The 21,734-nt window shown below is 70.4% G+C and carries 19 protein-coding genes; 8 read left to right on the top strand and 11 right to left on the bottom strand.

Annotation, left to right across the window (positions count from 1 at the left end):
• Positions 1-10: 10 nt before the first annotated feature.
• The 6 genes from BN159_RS24790 to BN159_RS24765 all read right to left on the bottom strand — a co-directional run bounded on the left by BN159_RS24790 (position 11) and on the right by BN159_RS24765 (position 7,409).
• A complete protein-coding gene (locus BN159_RS24790; protein WP_015659740.1) occupies positions 11-1,456 on the bottom strand; it encodes an aldehyde dehydrogenase family protein in 1,446 nt (481 codons plus the stop codon).
• Entirely contained in the window at positions 1,453-3,186 is a 1,734-nt protein-coding gene (locus BN159_RS24785) for an N-acyl-D-amino-acid deacylase family protein (RefSeq protein WP_015659739.1), read from the bottom strand. Before BN159_RS24785 ends, BN159_RS24790 begins: the two co-directional genes overlap by 4 nt.
• A 14-nt stretch (positions 3,187-3,200) precedes the next feature.
• Positions 3,201-4,319: an LLM class flavin-dependent oxidoreductase gene (locus tag BN159_RS24780; protein WP_015659738.1), complete on the bottom strand. Its 1,119-nt coding sequence runs from the start codon at positions 4,317-4,319 to the stop codon at positions 3,201-3,203.
• Positions 4,320-4,450: 131 nt separating this feature from the next.
• Positions 4,451-5,221: an SDR family NAD(P)-dependent oxidoreductase gene (locus BN159_RS24775; protein ID WP_015659737.1), complete on the bottom strand. Its 771-nt coding sequence runs from the start codon at positions 5,219-5,221 to the stop codon at positions 4,451-4,453.
• An 11-nt stretch (positions 5,222-5,232) separates the two neighbouring features.
• Positions 5,233-6,147 carry a TIGR03619 family F420-dependent LLM class oxidoreductase gene (locus BN159_RS24770; protein WP_015659736.1) on the bottom strand — a complete coding sequence of 305 codons (915 nt, stop codon included), beginning with the start codon at positions 6,145-6,147 and terminating at the stop codon, positions 5,233-5,235.
• Positions 6,144-7,409: an amidohydrolase family protein gene (locus BN159_RS24765; RefSeq protein ID WP_015659735.1), complete on the bottom strand. Its 1,266-nt coding sequence runs from the start codon at positions 7,407-7,409 to the stop codon at positions 6,144-6,146. The genes BN159_RS24770 and BN159_RS24765 overlap by 4 nt, the downstream gene beginning before the upstream one ends.
• A gap of 192 nt (positions 7,410-7,601) precedes the next feature.
• Between BN159_RS24765 and BN159_RS24760 the strand changes: the two genes are divergently transcribed.
• The 3 genes from BN159_RS24760 to BN159_RS24750 all read left to right on the top strand — a co-directional run bounded on the left by BN159_RS24760 (position 7,602) and on the right by BN159_RS24750 (position 11,747).
• Complete coding sequence (locus BN159_RS24760; RefSeq protein WP_015659734.1) at positions 7,602-10,556, top strand: AfsR/SARP family transcriptional regulator; 2,955 nt, start codon at positions 7,602-7,604, stop codon at positions 10,554-10,556.
• A gap of 217 nt (positions 10,557-10,773) precedes the next feature.
• Positions 10,774-10,965, top strand: coding sequence for a hypothetical protein (locus tag BN159_RS24755; protein WP_015659733.1), 192 nt, complete (start codon positions 10,774-10,776; stop codon positions 10,963-10,965).
• A gap of 329 nt (positions 10,966-11,294) precedes the next feature.
• A complete protein-coding gene (locus BN159_RS24750; protein WP_015659732.1) occupies positions 11,295-11,747 on the top strand; it encodes a phospholipase in 453 nt (150 codons plus the stop codon).
• Between the two features lie 29 nt (positions 11,748-11,776).
• On the opposite strand, the gene BN159_RS24745 is transcribed toward BN159_RS24750, so the two are convergent.
• Positions 11,777-13,339, bottom strand: a complete 1,563-nt coding sequence (locus BN159_RS24745) for a FadD3 family acyl-CoA ligase (protein WP_015659731.1) — start codon at positions 13,337-13,339, stop codon at positions 11,777-11,779.
• Positions 13,340-13,432: 93 nt separating this feature from the next.
• Between BN159_RS24745 and BN159_RS24740 the strand changes: the two genes are divergently transcribed.
• The 3 genes from BN159_RS24740 to BN159_RS24730 are packed head-to-tail and all read left to right on the top strand — an operon-like array spanning position 13,433 to position 15,783.
• Positions 13,433-14,581: a lipid-transfer protein gene (locus BN159_RS24740; protein ID WP_015659730.1), complete on the top strand. Its 1,149-nt coding sequence runs from the start codon at positions 13,433-13,435 to the stop codon at positions 14,579-14,581.
• A gap of 15 nt (positions 14,582-14,596) precedes the next feature.
• The gene (locus BN159_RS24735; protein WP_015659729.1) at positions 14,597-15,013 is read left to right on the top strand and encodes a Zn-ribbon domain-containing OB-fold protein; all 417 of its coding nucleotides are present in this window, start codon (positions 14,597-14,599) and stop codon (positions 15,011-15,013) included.
• Positions 15,010-15,783: an enoyl-CoA hydratase/isomerase family protein gene (locus BN159_RS24730; RefSeq protein WP_015659728.1), complete on the top strand. Its 774-nt coding sequence runs from the start codon at positions 15,010-15,012 to the stop codon at positions 15,781-15,783. Before BN159_RS24735 ends, BN159_RS24730 begins: the two co-directional genes overlap by 4 nt.
• A gap of 15 nt (positions 15,784-15,798) precedes the next feature.
• Here BN159_RS24730 and BN159_RS24725 read toward each other — a convergent pair whose 3' ends face one another.
• From BN159_RS24725 to BN159_RS24715, 3 genes are all read right to left on the bottom strand, one after another.
• Positions 15,799-16,299, bottom strand: a complete 501-nt coding sequence (locus BN159_RS24725; protein WP_015659727.1) for a hypothetical protein — start codon at positions 16,297-16,299, stop codon at positions 15,799-15,801.
• A 168-nt stretch (positions 16,300-16,467) separates the two neighbouring features.
• Positions 16,468-18,801 (bottom strand): outer membrane protein assembly factor BamB family protein, encoded by a 2,334-nt coding sequence (locus BN159_RS24720; RefSeq protein ID WP_015659726.1) that lies wholly within the window; start codon positions 18,799-18,801, stop codon positions 16,468-16,470.
• A gap of 183 nt (positions 18,802-18,984) precedes the next feature.
• Positions 18,985-19,722 (bottom strand): VOC family protein, encoded by a 738-nt coding sequence (locus BN159_RS24715; protein WP_015659725.1) that lies wholly within the window; start codon positions 19,720-19,722, stop codon positions 18,985-18,987.
• 122 nt (positions 19,723-19,844) lie between these two features.
• On the opposite strand from BN159_RS24715, the gene BN159_RS24710 reads away from it, so the two are divergent.
• Positions 19,845-20,492, top strand: a complete 648-nt coding sequence (locus BN159_RS24710; protein ID WP_015659724.1) for a TetR family transcriptional regulator — start codon at positions 19,845-19,847, stop codon at positions 20,490-20,492.
• Positions 20,493-20,592: 100 nt separating this feature from the next.
• Here BN159_RS24710 and BN159_RS24705 read toward each other — a convergent pair whose 3' ends face one another.
• Positions 20,593-21,045 (bottom strand): Lrp/AsnC family transcriptional regulator, encoded by a 453-nt coding sequence (locus BN159_RS24705; protein WP_015659723.1) that lies wholly within the window; start codon positions 21,043-21,045, stop codon positions 20,593-20,595.
• A gap of 82 nt (positions 21,046-21,127) precedes the next feature.
• Here BN159_RS24705 and BN159_RS24700 point away from each other — a divergent pair, with 82 nt between their 5' ends.
• On the top strand, positions 21,128-21,733 hold the full coding sequence (locus tag BN159_RS24700) for a LysE family translocator (protein ID WP_015659722.1): 606 nt from the start codon (positions 21,128-21,130) through the stop codon (positions 21,731-21,733).
• Position 21,734 lies beyond the last annotated feature (1 nt).

Genomic DNA, 21,734 nt, shown 5'->3' with positions numbered 1-21,734 from the left:
CAGCGGGCGCCTACCCCGGCCAGACGATCGACTGCACCTCGCTGTAGGCGTGCAGGGCGTAGGAGCCGACGTCCCGGCCGACCCCGCTCTTCTTGAAGCCGCCGAAGGGCGCCTCCATGTTGCGGCCCACCGTGTTGACGCCGACGCCTCCGGCGCGGAGGCGTCGGGCGATACGGAAGGCCCGTGCGACGTCGCGGGACCAGACGTAGTCGATCAGGCCGTAGTCCGTGTCATTGGCGAGGGCGATGCCCTCTTCCTCCTCCTCGAAGGGGATCACGCAGACGACCGGGCCGAAGATCTCCTCCCGTGCGACCCTCATGTCGTTCGTGCAGTCGGCGAGCAGGGTGGGGGTGATGTAGAAGCCCACGTCCGCTCCCGGGCGTTCGCCTCCTGCCACCACCACCGCTCCCTCCTTCCGCCCCAGTTCGACGTACGACTCCACCCGGTCCCGGTGTGCCGCCGAGATCACCGGGCCGACCACCGTGTCCGGCTCCCGGGGGTTACCGACCTTCAACCGGCTCGCGTAGGCGGCCAGTTGCTCGACCAGTCGGTCGTACACCGACCGGTGGGCAAGCACACGGGTCGGTGCGGTGCAGATCTGGCCGCTGTAGAAGGAGAAGGTCGTGCCGATCCCGGACACGGCCGAGGCGATGTCGGCGTCGCCCAGGACCAGTGCCGCGCCCTTCCCTCCCAGCTCCATCAACTGGCGTTTCATCTCTCGGCCGCACACCTCCGCGATACGGCGGCCCACGGCCGTGGAGCCGGTGAAGCTGACCATGTCGACGTCCGGGGCGGCGACGACGGCCTCCCCGACCTCCGCCGAGGCGCCGGAGACCACGTTCACCACGCCCGGCGGCACCCCGGCCTCCGCCAGCGCCTCCGCCATGCGGTAGACGGACAGCGGGTCCTGCGGGGCGGGCTTCACCACGACCGTGTTGCCCATGGCCAGCGCGGGCGCGATCTTCCCGGCGGCGTTGGCCCACGGGTTGTTGTACGAGGAGATGCAGGCGACGACCCCGACCGGCTGCCGTACGGCCAGCGCGCCCATCACCCCGGCCTTCCCCATCGGCCCCGCCTCGTTGATCTGCGGCGCGATCGCCCACTCGGCGGGCTCCACCCGCGAGTACCGCCGGAACCGGGCCGCGGCCACTCCGACCTGCATCGCGCGAGCGGTGCCGGTGGTCGCCCCCGTCTCCGCCTGCGCCAGTTCGACGTACGGCACGAGCCGGTCCCGGATCAGGTCCGCGGCTCGGCCGAGGATCGCGGCCCGCTCTTCGGGCGCCGTCCGCGACCAGGACCCGAGCGCCTCGCGGGCCGCTGCACAGGCCGCCTGCACCTGATCCTGCGAGGCCTCGGGAGCCGGGCCGACGGTCCCCTCGGTCGCCGGGTCGAGGACGTCGTAGAAGCCGCCCTCGGGCTCGACCCAGGCCCCGCCGATGAACAGACCCCGGCTCACCGGGTGCTCACCGTGCGCGTGTCCCGTCCGGACCGCAGCACCTTCCCCGGCACCGCGCCGGTCACCACGTCGTCCCGGATCGCCTCGACGCCGTTGACCCAGACGGCGCGCACCCCGATCGCCCTGGAGTCGAGCCGCGGGCTGTCACCCGGCAGGTCGTGCACCAGGGTGGCCGTACCCGCGTCGATGCGTTCCGGGTCGAACAGGACCAGATCGGCATGGAACCCCTCCTGCACCCTCCCCCGCTCGCGCAGCCCGAAGAGCCGCGCGGGGTCATCGGTCAGCATCCGCACCGCCTGCTCCAGCGGCACCAGCTTCCGCCCGCGCAGACAGTCCCCGAGGAACCTCGTCGTGTACGGCGCCCCGCACATCCGGTCCAGATGCGCCCCCGCGTCCGAGCCGCCGAGCAGTACGTCCTCGTGCTGCCAGGTCTGGGCCCGCAGCGCCCAGGAGGCGGGGTCGTTGTCGGGCGGCATGGGCCACAGGACGGTCCGCAGCTCGTCGTTCGCGCAGATCTCGACGAGGCAGGCGAAGGGGTCGAGTCCGCGCTCGGCCGCGATGTCCCGCACCACGCGGCCGGTGAGCCCGCGGTTCGCCTCGCTGTAGGTGTCGCCGATGACGTACCGACCGAAGTCCGCGAGCCGCCGGAAGACGCCGGCCTCCTTGGAGGACGCGTGCCTCAGCATCTCCGCCCGGACGTCCGGATCACGGAGCCGCGCGATCCGCTCCGGGACGGGCAGCCCGAGGATCGGCCCCCAGCCCGGTATCAGGTTCAGCGCGCAGAAGGTGCCCAGGGACATGTTCATCGGAGTCAGGATCGGCATGGTGAGGGCCACGACCCGCCCGCCCGCCTTCCGGGCCCGCTCACTGGCCAGCAACTGCCGGGGCACCCGCTCGGGCACGGCGGCGTCGATGGTCAGCACATTCCAGTTCAGGGGCCGCCCGGCCGCCGCGCTCATCTCCGCGAACAGGTCGATCTCGGCGTCACTGAACTGATCGAGACACCCGGCGACGATCGCCTCGATCTGCGTCCCCTCGTGTTCGCCAACAGCCCTGGAAAGCGCGAGCAGTTCCTCGGGCAACGCATGCCGGGACGCCACCGGCTGCCCGTCGCCGTCGGAGTGCGTGGACGACTGGGTGGTGGACAGCCCCCAGGCCCCGGCCTCCATGGCGGCCCGCAGCAGGCGGACCATGTGGTCGAGTTGGTCGGGGGTGGGCCGTCCTCCGGCGGCGTCCGCGCCCATGACGTACCTGCGCAACGCGCAATGCCCCACCATGAACCCCGCGTTGACGGCGATCCGCCCCTCCAACGCGTCCAGATACTCGCCGAAGGAGTGCCAACTCCAGGGCACCCCCTCCTCCAGCGCGACCAGCGACATCCCCTCGACCTTGGACATCATGCGCCGCGTGTAGTCGGCGTCGTCGGGGCGGTCGGGGTTGAGCGGCGCGAGCGTGAAGCCGCAGTTGCCGGCGGCGACCGTCGTCACTCCGTGGTTGAGGGAGGGGGTGGCGTACGGATCCCAGAAGAGCTGGGCGTCGTAGTGGGTGTGGGGATCGACGAAGCCCGGGGCGAGAACAAGCCCTCCGGCGTCGTCGGTGGACCGGGCGGGTTCGGTGACGCGGGGCGCGATGACGTCGATACGCCCGTCCCGAATGCCGACGTCGGCGGTGTAGGCGGGAGCGCCGGTCCCATCGACGACGGACGCACCCTTGATGACGTGATCGAGCATCGTCCGGTAACCCTTCAGGCCGACTGCCGGAACCGCGTGGTCCGATGCACAGGATCCGTATCGATCTTCGGAATCACGTGCTCCCCGATGAGCCGGATGGTCTGGAGCGTCTCCTCCTTGGGCACCCCGACAGGCAACCCGAAGCTCAACTGGTCCGCCCCCGCCTGCTCCCACCGCTTGCACTGCCGAAGCACCTCGTCCGGGTCCCCGCAGATGACGAGCTCCTCCTCGATGAGCACCTCGACGAACTCCTCGGTGTACTCGGGCAAGGTCTCCGGCCACACCGGGAACCCCTCAGGCCGAGGAAACGTGTCGTGATACCGGAAGACCAGCGAGGGCAGATAGTGCAACCCCCCGCTCACCGCGATCCGCACCGCCTCCTCATGCGTAGGCGCACAGATAGCGGTCGTCGTCACCATCACGTTGTCGTTGACGAAGGCACCGATCGGCTCCGCATCCACGATCGCCGTCTTGTACTGCTCCAGCACCCACTCCATGTCGGAGACCTTCTGCACGCTGAACCCCAGCACCCCGAGCCCCTTCTTCGCGGCCATGGAGTACGAGGGAGGCGATCCGGCGGCGTACCACATCGCGGGGTGGGACTTCCCGTACGGCTTCGGCAGGACCTTCCGCGGCGGCAGTGACCAGTGCTTGCCCTGGAAGCCGACGTACTCGTCCTGGAGCCACATCTTCGGGAACTCGGCGATGGTCTCTTCCCAGATCTCCTTGGTGTGGTTCATGTCCGTGATGCCGGGCAGGAACCCGAGGATCTCGTGCGACCCGGCGCCGCGTCCGCTGCCGAACTCGAAGCGGTTGCCGGAGAGATGGTCGAGCATGGCGACCTTCTCGGCGACCTTGACGGGATGGTTGACCTGGGCGAGCGGGTTGAAGATCCCGGAGCCGAGATGGATCCGCTCGGTGGCGTGCGCGAGGTAGCCGAGGAAGACGTCGTTGGCGGAGAGGTGGGAGTACTCCTCCAGGAAGTGGTGCTCGGAGGCCCAGGCGTACTTGAAACCGGACTTGTCCGCCTGGATGACGTACTCGGTCTCCTCCATCAGCGCCTTGTGCTCGGCGAGCGGGTCGGTCTCTGCGCGCTTGCCGACGTATCCCTGTACAAAGAGCCCGAATTCCAAGGCGGTTCACCGTCCCCGGTCTGGAGTGTCCACTGAGTTTCTGATGGTCCGTCAGATTCCTGCTGACTGTGGCACCGCGGGCATGAGGCGTCAATACCTGACGGGTAGTCAGGTGGTCGGGTAGGGCGGGTTCAGATGACCGACACCCCCGCCAGCCACCCCCCATCGATCACGAACGGCTGCCCGGTGATGTAGGACGAGTCCTGCGAGGTCAGGAACAGGGCGAGCCGGGCGACCTCCTCCGGGCGCCCGATCCGGCCGAGCGGTACGAGCTTGCGGTACAGCCCGTCCAGGGCCCGTGCCGTCTCCTCCGCGTCCGCCGCCGGGTCCAGCTGGGCCGGGTTGGACATGGCGGTGTCGATGGCGCCGGGGCACATGGCGTTGACGCGGATGCCCCGGGGGGCCAGCTCCAGCGCGGCGACCCGGGTCAGCCCGACGATCGCGTGCTTGGAGGCGGCGTAGGCCCCGACGGCCGCCATTCCGGTCAGCCCCGTGTAGGAGGCGGTGTTGACGATCGTGCCGCCGTCCTCCAGCTCGGGCGCGACGGTCCTGATCCCGAGGAAGCAGCCGACCTGGTTGACCCGGACGATCCGCATGAACTCGTCGAGGGGGGTGTCGACGAGAGAGTTGAAGCGCAGGATGCCGGCGTTGTTGACGAGCCCGTCGATCCGCCCGTAGGCGTCCTTCGCGGCGCCCACGACGGCCCGCCACGCGCCCTCCTCCCCCACGTCCAGATGGACGTACCGCGCCCCGATCTCCTTGGCGAGGGCCTCGCCCGGCTCGTCGAGGACGTCGGCGACGACCACCTCGGCGCCCTCCTCCCGGAACAGCCGGGCCTCCTGTTCCCCCTGTCCGCGCGCCGCGCCGGTGACGATGACGACGCGTCCGTCGAGTTTGCCCATGCGTTGACTCCTTACAGCTGGGATCCCACGTCGGCGCCGAACGCCGCGATCTGGTCGATGAGTTCGTCCCGGTTCCGGCTGCGGAACCGCACCTGGATCTGGTCCACGCCCATCGCGCGGTACGCCCGCAGCGACTCGGCGAGTTCGGCCGGGGCGCCGGTGAGCGTGCGGCGGCCGACGTGCCACGACGGGGTACCGATGTAGAGGGGTTCGGCGATGGCGCCGATGGTGAAGGGGCCCTGCCGTCCGGCCTGTTCACGAAGTTCCCGGATACGGGCGATCTGCTGCGGCAAGCGGTCCCGTGGGTCGCCCTGCGGCAGCCAGCCGTCCCCCTTGAGGGCGGCCCGGCGCACGGCGGCGGGCGAGGAGCCACCGACCCACAACGGGACGTGCTCCTGCGCGGGCCTCGGCAACTGCCCGAGCCCCTCGAAGTCGTAGAGCTTGCCGTGGTGTTCGGGAAACTCCTCCGGCCCGAGCGCGGCGCGCAACGCGTCCATGCACTCGTCCAGTACGGCGCCCCGATGCGCGAAGTCCACGCCCAGCGCGCTGAACTCCTCCTCCACATGACCGGCGCCCACGCCCAGGACCAGCCGTCCGCCGGAGAGGTGGTCGAGGGTGGCGTACTGCTTGGCGGTGAGCAGGGGGTGGCGGAGGCCGACCACGGCGACATGGCTGAGCAGCCGTACGCGCTCGGTGGCCGCGGCCAGGAAGGCGAGGGTGGCGACGGGGTCGTACCAGATCGTGCTCATCGCGGAGGCGAGGCGGCGCGGGATGGCTACGTGGTCGCAGGAGGCGACGTAGGAGAAGCCCGCGCGGTCGGCGGCCCGGGCGATGGCGAGCAGGTCCTCGGGGCCGGCGGCGGCCTCCCAGGGCTCGGCGTAGAGGGTGCTCTGGGACTGGATCGGGAGCTGGATGCCGTACTTCACGTGCCGCTCCACAGGCCCTCGGGGGTGAGCTGGAGCAGCTCGATGGCGTTGCCCCGGACGATCTTCTCGACCACATCCGCGTCCAGGTGCCCCATCTGGGCCTCGCCGACCTCGCGGGACTTGGGCCAGGTGGAGTCGGAGTGCGGGTAGTCGGTCTCGTAGAGGACGTTGTTCAGACCGATGGCGTCCAGGTTCTTCAGCCCGAAGGCATCGTCGAAGAAACAGCCGTAGACATGATCGGCGAAGAGCTCGGACGGCGGCCGGTGCACCTTGTCGGCGACCCCGCCCCACCCCCGGTTCTCCTCCCAGACGACATCGGCGCGCTCAAGGATGTACGGAATCCATCCGATCTGCCCTTCCGCGTACATCACCTTGAGGTTCGGGAAGCGCTCGAACTTGCCGCTCATCAGCCAGTCCACCATCGAGAAGCAGCAGTTGGCGAAGGTGATGGTGGAGCCGACGGCGGGCGGGGCGTCGGCGGAGGTGGAGGGCATCCGGCTGCTGGAGCCGATGTGCATGGCGACGACCGTGCCGGTCTCGTCGCAGGCGGCGAGGAAGGGGTCCCAGGCGTCGGTGTGGACGGAGGGGAGCCCGAGGTGCGGGGGTATCTCGGAGAAGGCGACGGCACGGACGCCGCGGGCGGCGTTGCGGCGCACCTCGGCCGCGGCGAGTTCGGCGTCCCAGAGAGGAATGAGGGTGAGGGGTATGAGCCGCCCTCGGGCGCTGGGCCCGCACCACTCCTCCACCATCCAGTCGTTGTAGGCGCGGATGCAGAGGAGTCCGAGTTCGTGGTCTGTGGCCTCGGTGAAGGTCTGGCCGCAGAAGCGCGGGAAGGTCGGGAAGCAGAGGGCGGACTGGACGTGGTTGACGTCCATGTCGGCGAGGCGGGCCGGGACGTCGTACGAGCCCTTGCGCATCTGCTCGTAGGTGATGACCTCCAGCTTGATCTCGTCGCGGTCGTAGCCGACAGCGGTGTCGAGCCGGGTGAGCGGCCGATGCAGATCTTCGTAGACCCACCAGTCGCCGATCGGCCCGTCGCCGCCCCGCTCACCCATGACGGGCTTGAAGCGGCCGCCGAGGAAGGTCATCTCCTTGAGGGGCGCGCGGACGATACGGGGCCCGATGTCGAGGTACTTCTTCGGGAGCCGGTCCTGCCACACCTGCGGGGGCTCCACCGTGTGGTCGTCGACGGAGATGATGAGTGGAAGGGACTGTCGGGTGTCCGTGGTCGGTTTGGCCTCCACGGTCGGTTTGGTCTCCATGGGCGTCACGGTAGCGCCGATCTGACGGTCCGTCAGCTATCGGGTTCTGTGCGGAACTGTGCGAAGGGGTTGTGAGGACCTTGTGGTGTGTGGCACGTCTGGCTGTGAGTGCGGTCTCGCACGGCTGACGCATCCGCCATGAACAAGGCAAACTGGCCTGGTTGTCATGACGTTCTGCGCAGGGGGACGGCGATGGACGGTGTACCGCGGGTGCCGGAGCAGCGGCGTGGCGGCCGGGACGGCTCAACCGAGCCGACGGCGCTGCGCTTCAGCGTGCTCGGCCCGGTGCGCGCCTGGCGCGGGGAGGAAGCACTCAACACCGGCTCCCCCCAGCAACGCGCCCTGCTCGCGGCCCTGCTGCTGCGGGAGGGCCGTACGGCCACGGCGGCCGAGCTGATCGACGCGCTGTGGGGCGAGGAGCCACCGTCCCAGGCGCTGGCGGCGCTGCGGACGTACGCGTCGAGGTTGCGCAAGGTCCTGGACCCCGGGGTGCTGGCGAGCGAGTCCGGCGGATACGCGGTGCGTTCGCTGGGCGAGGGCGCGCTGGACCTTTCGGTGGCGCAGGAGCTGGCGACGGAGGCGGAGAAGGCGCGCGGGACGGGCGATCTCTGCCACGCCCGTGACGTACTGAACCGAGTCCTGTCCCTGTGGGACGGCGAGGCACTGGCGGGCGTACCGGGCCCCTACGCCGAGGCGCAACGGGTCCGCCTGGAGGAATGGCGACTCCAATTGCTGGAGTCCCGCCTGGACATGGACCTGGAACAGGGCTGCCACGCGGAGGCGGTCTCGGAACTGACGGCACTGACGGCGGCGCACCCGCTGCGGGAGCGGTTGCGTGAGCTGCTGATGCTGGCGCTGTACCGGTCCGGCCGCCAGGCGGAGGCGCTTGCGGTGTACGCGGACACGCGGCGCCTGCTGGCGGACGAGTTGGGCGTGGACCCGCGGCCGGGGCTGCGGGAACTCCAGCAGAGAATCTTGCAGGCGGACCCGGGCTTGGCGGAACCGTCAGCTCCGCTGGCGGAACCTGCGGTGGTCCCGGTCCGCCCAGCGCAATTGCCTGCCACAGTCCCAGACTTCACGGGCCGCTCGTCCTTCGTCACGGAGCTGAGCGATGTGCTGGCGTCGGCGGAGGGCCGGGTGATGGCGGTGTCGGCGCTGGCGGGAATCGGGGGTGTGGGCAAGACGACGCTGGCGGTGCACGTGGCCCACCAGGCACGGTCTGCCTTCCCCGACGGCCAGCTGTACGTGGACTTGCAGGGTGCGGGATCGAGGGCGGCGGACCCGGAGACGGTACTGGGCTCCTTCTTGCGGGCCTTGGGAACGGCGGACTCGGCGATCCCGGACTCCTTGGAGGAGCGGGCGGCCCTGTACCGCTCGGTGCTGGACGGCCGGCGGGTCCTGGTGCTGCTGGACAACGCAAGGGACGCGGCGCAGGTACGCCCCCTGCTGCCGGGGACGTCGGGGTGCGCGGCGCTGGTGACGTCGCGGGTGCGGATGGTGGATCTGGCCGGGGCGCATCTGGTGGACCTGGATGTGATGTCCCCCGACGAGGCGCTGTCCTTGTTCACGAAGATCGTGGGCGAGGAGCGGGTGGCGTCGGAGCGGGAGGCGGCGCTGGATGTGGTGGCGGCATGCGGCTTCCTGCCGCTGGCGATCCGCATCGCCGCGTCACGGCTCGCGGCCCGCCGCACGTGGACGGTCTCGGTACTGGCGGCGAAGCTCGGGGACGAGCGACGGCGACTGGACGAGTTGCAGGCCGGGGACTTGGCGGTCAAGGCGACGATCGAGCTGGGGTATGGCCAGCTGGAGCCGGCGCAGGCACGGGCGTTCCGGTTGCTGGGGCTGGCGGACGGGCCGGATATTTCTTTGGCTGCGGCTGCGGCGCTGCTCGATCTCGGGGTGGAGGAGACGGAGGAGCTCCTGGAGTCCCTGGTGGACACCTCGCTGCTGGAATCCGCGGCGCCGGGGCGGTATCGGTTCCATGACCTTGTTCGGCTCTACGCGCGTGCTTGTGCGGAGAGGGATGAGTGGCCGCCTAGTGAGCGGGGGGCGGCTCTGTCGCGGTTGCTGGACTTCTATTTGGCGACGACCGCGCAGGTATATGCGATCGAGCACGGCGAGGACCGGCTGATCGACCACCTGGAGCCAACCCGGTATCCGGGGCTGCGCTTCACCGAGGCACCCACGGCCCTCGACTGGCTGTATACCGAGGCCGGACAACTGTTGGCCTGCGTACGTCAGGCAGCGGGGACGGAGCGGCTGCGGCGCGCCGTCGATCTGCTGTGGGCGGCGAAGGACCTGACCGAGTCGGGCGCCAACTCGCATCAGTACGAGATGACGGCCAAGGCCACCTGTGAGGCAACCCGGGTCGCGGGTCACGAACGGGCGGAGGGCAGGGCCCGCACGGTGCTCAGCGATGTGCTGCTGGTCTCCGGCCGTGTCCGGGAGGCGGAACAGGAGGCGCGCGTCGCCATGGAGCTCGCGGCGAGCGCGCGCGATTCCATCGCCGTCAGCTGGGTCGCGAACAACCGAGGTCTCATCTGCCTGCACGAGAGCCGGTTCGCCGACGGCAAGGTCTTCTTCGACCAGGCCCTGGAAGGTCTGCGCGCGACGGGGAACCGGCCCTTCGAGGCGACCGTCCTGGGCAACCTGTCCCGTGCTCACCTCGGCTTGGGCAACATCGCGAAGGCCGTGGAGATCGCCCAGAGCGGTCTCGCCGTGCACACCGAGGTAGGCCGAACCGTGCGCCTCGCCAACGGCCACTTCCAGCTGGGCGTCGCACTGACCCGGGCGGGCCGTTACACGGAGGCTCTGAGCCAGTTCTCCGACGCACTGGGCCTCTTCAACGACCATCGGCAGCGGCTCTGGGAAGGCGTCACCCACTTCCGCACCGCCGAGGTGCACGCGGCCGAGCACCGCGCAGCGCACGCTGCCCAGCATGCCGAGCAGGCTCTCGCGCTGGGCTGCATCGGCGGCGACCGCATGCGGGGCAACGTCCTGACCCTGCTGGGGCGTTCGCTGTCCGCACTCGGTCAGGCGGACAGGGCGCGGGCGTGCTGGCGTGAGGCGCTCAACCTCTACGAGCAGAACAGCGCGCCGGAGGCCGAGGAGGCGCGTGCACTGCTCACGTCAGCTGCGGCAGCGTAGCGAGCATGCCTCTCACCTGGGGATTAATGACGTTCAGCGTTCGTTTATCTCCACCCGGCAGACTCATGCTCAGTCGAACCGTCGCCACGGGGGGCAGGCGGTTCGACCCGGAGCCAGACCGGTTAGTGTGCGGCTCCGAATGCCCGTCCGGAAACCCTCGGGGGAGTTTCCGGGCGGGCGTTCCTCACTCGTCATCACAGAAGAGGATCAAGAGCCCATGAGCGAGAAGAAGAAGGACGAGACCGTCTCTCCGGACACCAACTCCACGTCCAGCGAGGCCGTCTCGGAGGAGACGATCACCACGCTGAACAACTCCATGCCGAGCGAGCCGGCCAAGAGCGAGACGATCACCACGCTCAACAACTCCATGCCGGCCCCGCCCGCGCTGGACCTGGACGGCAACAAGTAAGCCTCATCCCACGGGGATCGGCCGCGGCGGCGCGGAGGGGGAGCCGTCGCGGCCGAGGCATGCCAAGGGGCCCATTCGGGCACCTGCCCCCCTCTGTCGCGTCCAGGCGCGGTGCTCGCCCCCTCGGCAGTCTCAACGCCCCACGCTCACCCGAACCCAACGCCCCCCAAACCCAACCACACCCCTTTTCACCACCTGATCACCCATCACCCCCCTTGATTCACCGGCAATTTGGTGCCGATCGCTTTCAACGCGCATAGACCTCGCGCATCCTCATGACATGAACCTGCCCCCCGATGAGCGGGCGGGCAGCCTCATGGAGGTATGCGATGAACCGCAGATTCGGTACCGCACTTGCCACCTCGACCCTCGCGATCGTCACCGTCGTCGCCACCGCGACCGCGGCCGACGCCGCCCCCGCCGACAAGCCGCAGGTGCTGGCCAGTTGGACCCAGACCAGCGCGTACAGCTACAACCTCTGGGCCGCCGCCCGGGCCAACCAGGGCGCCTGGGCCGCATACGGGTTCGACTGGTCCACGGACTACTGCTCCTCCTCGCCGGACAACCCGTTCGGCTTCCCGTTCGCCATGTCCTGCGCCCGCCACGACTTCGGCTACCGCAACTACAAGGCCGCCGGCACCTTCAGCGCCAACAAGTCCCGCCTCGACAGCGCCTTCTACGAGGACCTCAAGCGCGTCTGCAACAACTACGGCGGCGCCACCAAGACCGCCTGCAACAGCACCGCCTGGACCTACTACCAGGCCGTTCGCGCCTTCGGCTGAGCCCGAAGCGGTACGCCGGGGCATCGGCCTCACCCGCCGGTGCCCCGCACGCGCAGCTCCCCCTTCACCACCTTCCCGCTCGCATTCCGCGGCAGCTCCGCCACGAACTCCACCGACCTCGGCACCTTGTAGTTCGCCATCTCCCGTCGGGACCAGGCCATCAAGTCGTCGGACGTGAGTACCGCGCCCGGCCGGCGGACCACGTACGCCTTCCCCACCTCGCCCAGCCGACCGTCCGGCACCCCGATCACCGCCACGTCCGCCACGTCCGGATGCAGGCCCAACAACCCCTCTATCTCCGCCGGGTAGGCGTTGAAGCCGCCGACGATGTACATGTCCTTGATCCGGTCCGTCACGCGCAGACAGCCCTGCTCGTCCAGGACGCCCACATCACCCGTCCGCAGCCAGCCCTCCGGCGTCACCGCCTCCGCCGTCGCCGCCTCGTCCTGCCAGTAGCCGCGCATCACGTTGAAGCCCCGGACCAGGACCTCGCCCGGCGAGCCGGCAGGCGCGTCCACCCGGACCTCCGTCCCCGGAATCGCCCGACCCGACGTCGACGCGATCACCGACGGGTCGTCCCCGCGACGGCACATCGTCACGATGCCGCTCGCCTCCGAGAGGCCGTACGCCGTCAGGACCGTCGCCACCCCCAGCTCCGAGCGCAGCCGTTCCACCAGCCGCAACGGCACCACCGCCGCCCCCGTCACCACCAGCCGCAGCGCCGAGAGGTCGAAGGCTCGGCGGGAAGGGTGGTCCAACACCGATTGCAGCAGCGTCGGTGGGCCCGGCAGCACCGTCACCCCCTCCGCCGCCACGTTCGCCAGCACCGTGTCCACGTTGAACACCGGTTGCGGGATCATCGTCGCCCCGCGCATCAGGCAGGCGATCACCCCGGCCTTGTAGCCGAAGGTGTGGAAGAAGGGGTTCACGATCAGATAGCGGTCCCCCGTCCGCAGTCCCGCCAGGTCGCTCCACACCTCGTACGCCCGCAGCGTCTGCCCGTGCGTGATCACCGCTCCCTTGGGGCGGCCCGTCGTCCCGGACGTGTAGACGATGTCCGAGGGCGCATCCGGGCCCACCTCGACCGGCGCACCCGTCAGCCCCTCCCCGCCCGCCAGGAAGTCCTTCCAGGTCTGGAAGTCCGCCGGCGCGTCGTCCGCCAGCACCACCACCCTTTCCAGCTCCGGCAGCCCGGGGCCGCCCTCCGCCATCGCCCGCCTCAGCGAGGCCACATACGACGTCCCCAGGAACGTTCCCGTCACGAACAGCAGCCGCGCCCCGCTGCGGCGCAGCACATCCGCCGCCTCCGTGCCCTTGAACCGCGTGTTCAGCGGGACCAGCACCGCCCCCGCCGACACCGCGCCCAGCGCCGCCACGATCCAGTCCAGGGTGTTCGGCGCCCAGATGGCGACCCGGTCGCCCGGACGTACCCCGGCGGCCCTGCAAGCGGCCGTCGACCGCTCCACCCGGGCGCCGAGTTCGCCGTACGAGATCCGGGTGCGGCCCTCCACGACCGCCTCGGTGTCCGCGTACCGTTCGGCCGCACTGCGGACCAGTCCCGGGATGCCGCCCCACTCCACGTCACCGCGCACAACAGCCCCCAACCAGTAGCTGACTGTCCGTCAGATTAGCTGTAACCTGACGCCCTGTCAGCAGACGGGCTGGCAGACGGGAGGCGCAGCAGCATGGCCGGAATCAAGGACGCCACCGCCATCGTCGGGATCGGGCAGACACCCTTCGCCAAGCAACTCCCCGAGGACGAGCGCACCCTCGCCTGCCGCGCCGTCCTCGCCGCGCTGGACGACGCCGGGATCTCCCCGGGCGAGGTCGACGCGCTCGCCTCCTACACCATGGAAGAGACCGATGAGGTGGAGCTGGCCAAGGCGGTCGGCCTCGGTGATCTCACCTTCTTCAGCAAAGTCGGCTACGGCGGCGGAGGTTCCTGTGCCACCGTCGCCCATCTCGCCGCCGCCATTGCCTCGGGGCAGGCCACCGTGGGGGTTGCATGGCGCTCCCGCAAGCGGGGCAGTGGGCCACGGCCCTGGACCGACACCGTCCGCCAACTCCCCACTCCCGCCCAGTGGACCCGCCCTTACGGACTCCTCCGGCCGGTCGACGAAATAGCCATGCTCGCCCGCCGCCACATGCACGAGTACGGCACCACCCGCGACCATCTCTTCAACGTCGCCCTCGCCTGCCGCAACCGCGCCAACCAGAACCCGGCGGCCGTGATGTACGACCGGCCCCTGACCCGCGAGATGTACATGACCTCCCGCTGGATCAGCGAGCCCCTCTGCCTCTACGACAACTGCCTTGAGAGCGACGGCGCGTTGGCCTGTGTCGTCGTCAGTCGCGAGCGGGCCCGGGACTGTGACCGGCGTGCCGTCTACGTCCACTCCGCCGCCCAAGGGCTGCCCGCCCAGCACCACGGCATGGTCAACTACTGGAACGACGACCCGCTCACCGGGCCCGCCTGGACCGCCGCCCGGCATCTGTGGAAGCACTCCGACCTCACCCCGCAGGACATCGACGTCGCCCAGATCTACGACGCCTTCACCCCGCTCGTCCCGCTCTCCCTGGAGGGCTACGGCTTCTGCGGGCGCGGGGAGGGCGGGAGTTTCACCGAGGGCGGGGCCCTGGAGATCGGCGGGCGGCTGCCGTTGAACACCGGGGGCGGCGGGCTCAGCGAGGCGTACGTCCACGGCTTCAACCTCATCACCGAAGGCGTCAAACAGCTCCGCGGGACGAGTACCGCCCAGGTCCCGGGCGCCGCCTCCTGCCTCGTCACCGCGGGCGAGGGAGTCCCCACCTCCGCTCTGCTCCTACGGAACTGAGGAGTTGATCCGGCCATGCTCGCTCCCGTCACCGACGCCGACGGCGCCCCCTTCTGGCGGTACGCCGCCCAGGGCGAACTCCGCGTCCAGGCCTGCGCCGACTGCGGTGAACTCCGGTTCCCGCCCCGCCCCTGCTGCCCGCACTGCCAGTCCTTCGGGCAGGAGTGGCGGGCGGTGAGCGGACACGGGCGGATCTGGTCCTACGTCGTCCCCCATCCGCCCCTGCTGCCCGACTACGCGGCGCAGGCGCCGTACAACGTCGTGCTCGTCGAGCTGGTCGACGCGCCGCGGATCCGGATGGTCGGCAATCTCGTGACGCGGGCCGGTGATCCGCTCGACGCCGTGCCGCCTGACCGGGTGCGCATCGGGGCGCGGGTGCAGGTGGTGTTCGGGGCGGGAGGGCTTCCGCAGTGGGTTCTGGAGCGGCCATGAGCCTGGAGATCGGCATCGACAAGGACCGTGGCGTCGCCGTCGTCACCCTCAACCGGCCCGACCGACTCAATGCCATCGACCTCGGCACAGCACGCGAACTCACCGATGCCTGGCGGGCGTTCCGGTTCGACGACTCCGTTCGTGCGCTCGTTCTCACCGGTGCCGAGGCGCGGGCCTTCTGCACGGGGATCGACCGGGACGCCGTCGTGCCGCAGCCGAACTCGCCGTACATGCAGGACGATCCGCTGCTGGGCATCGGGCCCAAGTCGAACGATCTGTGGAAGCCGGTCGTCGCCGCCGTGCACGGGATGGCCTGCGGCGGGGCCTTCTATCTGCTGGCGGAGTGCGATTTCCTCGTCGCCGACCCGAGCGCGGAGTTCTTCGATCCGCACACCGCCTACGGCATGGTCAGCGCCTACGAGTCGATGCTCATGGCTACGCGGATGCCCGCCGGTGAGCTCGCGCGGATGATGCTGATGGGTACTGCCGAGCGGATCTCCGCCCGGCGTGCCCATGAGGTGGGGCTCGTCTCCGAACTCACCGATAGCAAAAAGGACTTGGCGGCGGCCGTCCGGTGCGCATCCGTCCTCGCCGGGTATCCCACCGCCGCCGTGCAGGGCACCGTCCGTGCCCTCTGGGCCGCTCAGGAAGCCGCTCGTGCCCAGGTTCTCGGGCAGGCGCCTCACCTCATCGCCCTGGGGAATCTGGCCGCCGAGCGGCAGGCGGAGTTGTTCGCCGCCCGCCGCTCCGGGGAGTACCGCGTGAGGTGATCGCCCGTCGGTCGGTCAGACCTTGGGCATCAGCTCGGCCTCGCAGCGGGAGATGTCCGCCGCCGCTGCCGTGCTGGTGAGGTCGACCTGGACCTCCACCGTGTCGTTCGCCGGGACGGACTGGTCCACGGTCTGCATGTCGACCACGGAGTCCTGGGCGTCCAGGAAGGTGACGACGACGGTGACGTCGTCGGCGGTGCTGTTCGGGTTGGTGACCTCGACGACCGCGTAAGGGGTCTCCGCGCTCGCGCAGCTCACCAGCTGCACCGTGGCCTCCTCCGCGAGCGACCCGGCGTCGCCCGAGCCCGAACCGGTGTCATTGTCGGTGTCGATGTCGTCATCGTCGTGGCGCGAGCCCGACGAACTGTCGTGGTTCTGGCTGGAGCTGCTGCATCCACCGCCCGAGTCGCCGTCTCCGCCGCTGCCGTGGCCGCGGCCGGACGAGAAGCCCGTCAGCGCCAGGACCACCATTGCCGTTACTGCTGTGAACTTGAGCTTGCGCCCCCGAAGATCCATACCGGCACTCTAACGAGGGGCTGTCACGGTCATGTCACCGCGTGGCGACCGGGACGTCCCCGGCGTAGCGTCTGGGGTGAGAGCGGCGTCAGGTCCGCTCCCGGCAGCGACGGCCGCCGTCCGGCCCCTTCCGTGCACCGGTACGACGGCCGTCCCGCGCCCCTGACATCACGTGGTGCGCGCGGTGCCCGTGCCCTTCTCCGCGTCCAGCGCGTACACACAGCGGTCCTTGCTGCACGCGTACACGACGCCGTCCTGGACGACCGGCGAGCCGGTGATCTCGCCGCCGGTGGCGAGCTTCCAGCGCAGTCGGCCGTCGTCCGCCTTCAGCGTGTACAGCAGGTGGTCGGTGGAGCCGAAGTGGATTCGGCCCTCCGCGACCGAGGGCGCGCCCACGATGTCGCCGCCCGCCTGGAAGCGCCACTTGGGCGTTCCGGTGACCGCGTCCAGCGTGTACAGGCCCTTGCCGCTTCCCACGTGCACATGGCCCGCGGCCACCAGCACCGGCTCGATGGAGGACCGGGACTCGGTGGCGATCCGCCAGCGGTCGCGGCCGTCGGTGGCGTCCAGGGCGTAGACCGTGCCGAGGTAGTCGGCGAGGTAGACGCCGCCGCCCGTCACCGCGGGGCCCGGCACGAAGGCGGGCGGGCAGAGGAAGACCGCGGGGGCCTCGAAGTGCCAGCGGACCTGGCCCGAGGCGACGTCCAGGGCGAGGACGCGGGTGCCGGCGGAGACGTAGACATAGCCGTCGGGTGCCTGTGCGATCCGGACCGGGACCCCGCCGCAGGAGGCCGCGTCGCCGATCGGGTACGACCAGCGCTCGTCACCCGTACGGGCGTCCAGGGCGCGGATGCGAGCGTCCTGCCAGACGTAGACCGTGCCCTCGTGGAGCGCCGGGCCCGCCTCGGGGGACTCGAAGTCGGTCTGGGCGCCGGACAGCTCCCACAGCTTCTGGCCGGTGGACGCCTCCCACGCCTGCACCCCGCCGCCGCGGGTGCCGGTGACGACGGTGCCGCGCTCGGCCTTGAGCGAGTACACCCAGGCGTCCGTCGGCAGCCGCCACAGATCGCCGCCCTCGCGGCAGTCCAGCGCGAACAGGGTGGGTCCGTCGGAGGCGTGGATACGGCCGTCCGCGACCGCCATCGACCAGGCGACGTCTCTCGTCTTGAAGCGGCGGCGGCCGGTGCCGACGTCCAGCGCGTGCACCTCGAAGGAGGTGACGTAGACCAGGTCGCCGGAGACCGCCGGGGTGCCCCACACGTCGTTCGACATCCGGAACCGCCAGGGGCGCCAGCCGCTCGCCGTCTCCGGAGGTGCGGTGGGCGACGGGGGTACGGCAGGGCCTACGGCGGAGTCGGTGCCGTTGACCCCGGGGCGCGGCTTGGACCAGGAGGCGACCAGGCCCGCCTCCGGCGGCGGCGCCTTCACCGCGGCGGCGCGGGCGTCGGCGACGCGCGGTCCGGGTCCGATCGGCACCTGGGCGCCCGCCAGGCGCACCGGCCCGGTGTCGGGGGCGCCGACCGGTACCGGCGGGGAGTGGGAGGGCGGGGGCGGGATGTTCCGTCCGGCGCTGCGGCCCGAGGACGCCCCGGTCTTGGCGGGCGGACGGCCGTTGCGCCGCGCCTCGATCAGGCCGACCGCACGCTCGGGCAGCCACGCCGACGCCGTACCGCTGTCGTCGGAGCCGGAGCCGAAGAGGTGGGGGGCGAGCTGGGCCTGGAGGTCGGCGGGGTTGGGGCGGCCGGTCGCCTCCATCTGCATGCAGGACTCGATGAGCGGGCGCAGTTCGTCCGGCAGGCCTTCGAGGTCCGGGCCCTCCCGGAGCAGCATGAAGACCGTCTCGACCGGGTTGGCGCCATGGAAGGGCGGGTGGCCGGTCGCCGCGAAGACCAGCATCGAGCCGAGCGAGAAGACATCGCTGGCGCCGGTGACGCTGCGGGAGTCCTTCGCCTGCTCGGGCGACATGTAGGCGGGGGTGCCGACGGCGACGTTCGTCATCGTCAAACGGGTGTTCGATACGCCGGAGGCGATACCGAAGTCGATCACCCGCGGGCCGTCCTCGACGACCAGGACGTTCGACGGCTTGAGGTCGCGGTGGACGAGTCCGGCGCCGTGGATCGACTGGAGGGCCTCCGCCACACCCGCCGCCAGCCAGCGCACCGCCTGGGCCGGGAGCGGCCCGCACTCGTTCACTATCTCTTCGAGGGAGGGCGCGGGGACGTAGGCGGTGGCCAGCCACGGCACGGCGGCACGCGGGTCGGCGTCGACGACGGCCGCGGTGTAGAAGCCGGAGACGGCGCGGGCCGCCTCCACCTCGCGCGTGAAGCGGACCCGGAAGAGCTGGTCCTCGGCGAGCTCCGTGCGGACCGTCTTGATCGCCACCCGTCGGCCGGACGCCGAGCGCGCGAGATAGACCAGCCCCATGCCGCCGGCGCCCAGCCGTCCCAGCACCTCGAACGGCCCGATACGCCGCGGATCGTGCTGTGTCAGCTGATCCACCACTTGCCTGCCACCTCCCCGTACGGGCCGCGTCACCCACGTATGTACGCGACCCCGTGCAGCGTCTCACCACCGCACCGCCATGGCGGCACGCACCCCGATTCTTCCTGTACCCGGGCGTGGTTGCGAACCCGGGGTCAAATCGGGGTGTCTCCGTACAAAAACCCCAGTTCGAATGCCGAATTCTCAGTCGGAGCGCTGGAGGAGCGCGAACGAGGCCCCCTGATTGTCAGTGACGACGGCCACAGTGCCGTACGACGTCTCAAAGGGTGGAGCCTGGACGCGTCCGCCGAGCCGCAGCACCTCACCGACCGCCTCCGCGCAGTCCTCCACGCCGAAGTGGACGAGGAAGTGCGGCGGCATCACGGCGGGGAAGACGTCGGAGACGGGGGCGCGGCCGAAGTCGGGCTCGGCGTCGGGGCCGAACAGGGCCTCGTGGAAGAGGGGGCCGTAGAAGTCGTTGGCGGCCTCCGTGTCCCGGGCGTACAGCTGCACCCAGGCGAAGGCGCCGGGTTCGTGGCGGCGGCCGAAGCCGGGGTGACTGTCGCCCTGCCAGAGCCCGAAGACGGCGCCCTCGGCGTCGGTGACCAGAGCGGTCGTCCCTTCCCCGGCGCCGATCTCCACGGGCGCGGTGACGATCTGGCCGCCCGCCTCCCGGATCCGCCGGACCAGGGCCACGGCGTCCGGGGTGGCGAAGTAGACGGTCCAGACGGTCGGCATCCTTCCGTCCACCTTGGGGATCAGCGCGGCGACCCGCTCCCCGTCCTTCAGCGCGTACGGCTCTTCCTCCTCGGGGAAGTCCCACCCGAAGAGTTCACCGTAGAACCGCTTGCCCGCCTCGACGTCGGGGAGCTGGGCGTCCACCCAGCAGGGGACGCCCTCCACAAACCCGGATGCATCCCCGGATGCCCTGTTTTCGGCCATGTCGCCAAAGTAACGGCCTCTTACGCACCGCGCAGACCAGGCACACCAGCCTCTGGGCACTCGTGCACCCCATTTGCAGTCGGCCGAATCGCGCTCCGATCACCCCTCGGTAAGCTGACGGCATGACAGGACAAGTGCGTACCGTCGACGGCCGCGTGGCCGGCCGGCGTGGGCAGGCGACCCGGCAGAAGCTGCTCGACTGCCTCAGCGAGATGCTCAGCTCCTCCCCCTACCGGGACGTCAAAGTCATCGATGTCGCCCGGAAGGCGGGCACTTCGCCCGCCACCTTCTACCAGTACTTCCCGGACGTCGAGGGCGCCGTCCTGGAGATCGCCGAGCAAATGGCCGCGGAGGGCGCCGGGTTGACCGAACTCCTCGAGGGCCGCTCCTGGGTCGGCAAGTCCGGCTGGCAGACCGCGCAGGAACTCGTCGACGGATTCCTGGAGTTCTGGCGGAAGAACGACGCGATCCTGCGCGTGGTCGACCTCGGTGCCGCCGAGGGCGACAAGCGCTTCTACAAGCTCCGGATGAAGATCCTCAACTCGGTGAACAACTCCCTCGCGGACGCGGTCGCCGAGCTTCAGGCCAAGGGCAAGGTCGACAAGGACGTCAACCCGGCCGCGGTGGCGGGCTCGATCGTCGCGATGCTCGCGGCGGTGGCCTCGCACCAGAAGGGCTTCCAGACCTGGGGCGTCAAGCAGGCCGAACTCAAGCCGAACCTGGCGCTGTTGGTGCATCTGGGCGTGACGGGCAAGAAGCCCACGAAGTAGCGCGCCCGACCTTATTTCCAGGCCCCAAGTCCTGTCTGGCAGGCGGTTGTCCACGTACGGGTGGACGGCCGCCTGCTGTGCTGTCCGGCGCTGCGCGGCCTTATGCAGGCAGTGGGCGGTCCCGTACGACGTGTTTCATCACCAGCGTCGAGGTCAGCCGCTGCACCCCCGGCAGGGTGGCCAGGCGTTCGTCGTAGAGGCGCTGGAAGGCGGCGAGGTCGGCGGTGGCCACGCGGAGGAGATAGTCCGGTTCGCCGAACAGCCGCTGGGCGTCCAGGACGTGCTCGATCTCGCCGATGGCCCGCTCGAACTCGACGACCGTGTCCCGGTCCTCCTGCCGCATCGAGACGAAGACCAGCGCCTCGAAGGTCAGCCCCACGGCGGTCGGCTCCACGACGGCCCGGTAGCCGCTGATCGCGCCCGACCGCTCCAGCTCCCTCAGCCGCCGGTGGCAGGGCGAGACGCTCAGCCGCACCCGTCCGGCCAGCTCGGTCACGGTCAGCCGCCCATCCTGCTGAAGCTCGGCAAGAATTTTCCGGTCCACGTCGTCCATGGGGTAAATCTTGCCCCACTTCGGTGCTGAGCGAGCAAACTTCGACAACACTTTCGGGCCATTCCCGCCTAATGTCCCCTTCATGGACTTCGGAACCCTCATCTCCTTCCTCGCGCTGGATCTGCTGCTGGTCTGTGTGCCGGGCGCCGACTGGGCGTATGTGATCTCGGCGGGGCTGCGCGGCGGTGCGGTGGCGCGGGCGGTGGGGGGTCTGGTGAGCGGTTACGCGCTGCACACGGTGCTCGCGGCGGCGGGGCTCGCGGTGCTGGTCGCGAGTCGGCCGGCGCTGCTGACCGGGCTGACGGTGGCCGGGGCGGCGTATCTGGTGTGGCTGGGGTGGAGTGTGCTGCGGCGGCCGGGGGTGCCCGGGGAAGCGGCCGACGCCGGGGACCGCGTCTTCCTGCGCGGGGCGATGATCAGCGGCCTGAACCCGAAGGGGCTGCTGCTGTATCTGTCGGTCCTGCCGCAGTTCCTGGTCACGGGCGCCGGCCGGCTGCCCGTACCCGCCCAGACGGCCACCCTCGGCCTGCTCCACATGGCGTGCTGCGCCGCCGTGTACCTGGCGGTCGGCGTCGGAGCCCGCAGGGTGCTCGGTGCCCGCCCCGCGGCGGCCCGCGCGGTGACGCGGACCTCCGGGGCGGCGATGGTCGGCATCGGGGCGTTCCTGCTGGTCCAGCACACGCTGTGAC

Origin of the sequence: Streptomyces davaonensis JCM 4913 (genome assembly GCF_000349325.1) — a bacterium.
Classification (GTDB): domain Bacteria; phylum Actinomycetota; class Actinomycetes; order Streptomycetales; family Streptomycetaceae; genus Streptomyces; species Streptomyces davaonensis.
The sequence above is the reverse complement of the archived record's forward strand: the minus strand, read 5'-3'. Positions and strand labels throughout refer to the sequence as shown.

Bases quoted from the DNA above. Each gene is read 5' to 3' on its own strand.
- BN159_RS24785 (WP_015659739.1), bottom strand. From the start codon at position 3,186: ATGCTCGATCACGTCATCAAGGGTGCGTCCGTCGTCGATGGGACCGGC.
- BN159_RS24775 (WP_015659737.1), bottom strand. From the start codon at position 5,221: ATGGGCAAACTCGACGGACGCGTCGTCATCGTCACCGGCGCGGCGCGC.
- BN159_RS24765 (WP_015659735.1), bottom strand. From the start codon at position 7,409: ATGGAGACCAAACCGACCGTGGAGGCCAAACCGACCACGGACACCCGA.
- BN159_RS24760 (WP_015659734.1), top strand. From the start codon at position 7,602: ATGGACGGTGTACCGCGGGTGCCGGAGCAGCGGCGTGGCGGCCGGGAC.
- BN159_RS24755 (WP_015659733.1), top strand. From the start codon at position 10,774: ATGAGCGAGAAGAAGAAGGACGAGACCGTCTCTCCGGACACCAACTCC.
- BN159_RS24750 (WP_015659732.1), top strand. From the start codon at position 11,295: ATGAACCGCAGATTCGGTACCGCACTTGCCACCTCGACCCTCGCGATC.
- BN159_RS24740 (WP_015659730.1), top strand. From the start codon at position 13,433: ATGGCCGGAATCAAGGACGCCACCGCCATCGTCGGGATCGGGCAGACA.
- BN159_RS24735 (WP_015659729.1), top strand. From the start codon at position 14,597: ATGCTCGCTCCCGTCACCGACGCCGACGGCGCCCCCTTCTGGCGGTAC.
- BN159_RS24730 (WP_015659728.1), top strand. From the start codon at position 15,010: ATGAGCCTGGAGATCGGCATCGACAAGGACCGTGGCGTCGCCGTCGTC.
- BN159_RS24725 (WP_015659727.1), bottom strand. From the start codon at position 16,299: ATGGATCTTCGGGGGCGCAAGCTCAAGTTCACAGCAGTAACGGCAATG.
- BN159_RS24715 (WP_015659725.1), bottom strand. From the start codon at position 19,722: ATGGCCGAAAACAGGGCATCCGGGGATGCATCCGGGTTTGTGGAGGGC.
- BN159_RS24710 (WP_015659724.1), top strand. From the start codon at position 19,845: ATGACAGGACAAGTGCGTACCGTCGACGGCCGCGTGGCCGGCCGGCGT.
- BN159_RS24705 (WP_015659723.1), bottom strand. From the start codon at position 21,045: ATGGACGACGTGGACCGGAAAATTCTTGCCGAGCTTCAGCAGGATGGG.
- BN159_RS24700 (WP_015659722.1), top strand. From the start codon at position 21,128: ATGGACTTCGGAACCCTCATCTCCTTCCTCGCGCTGGATCTGCTGCTG.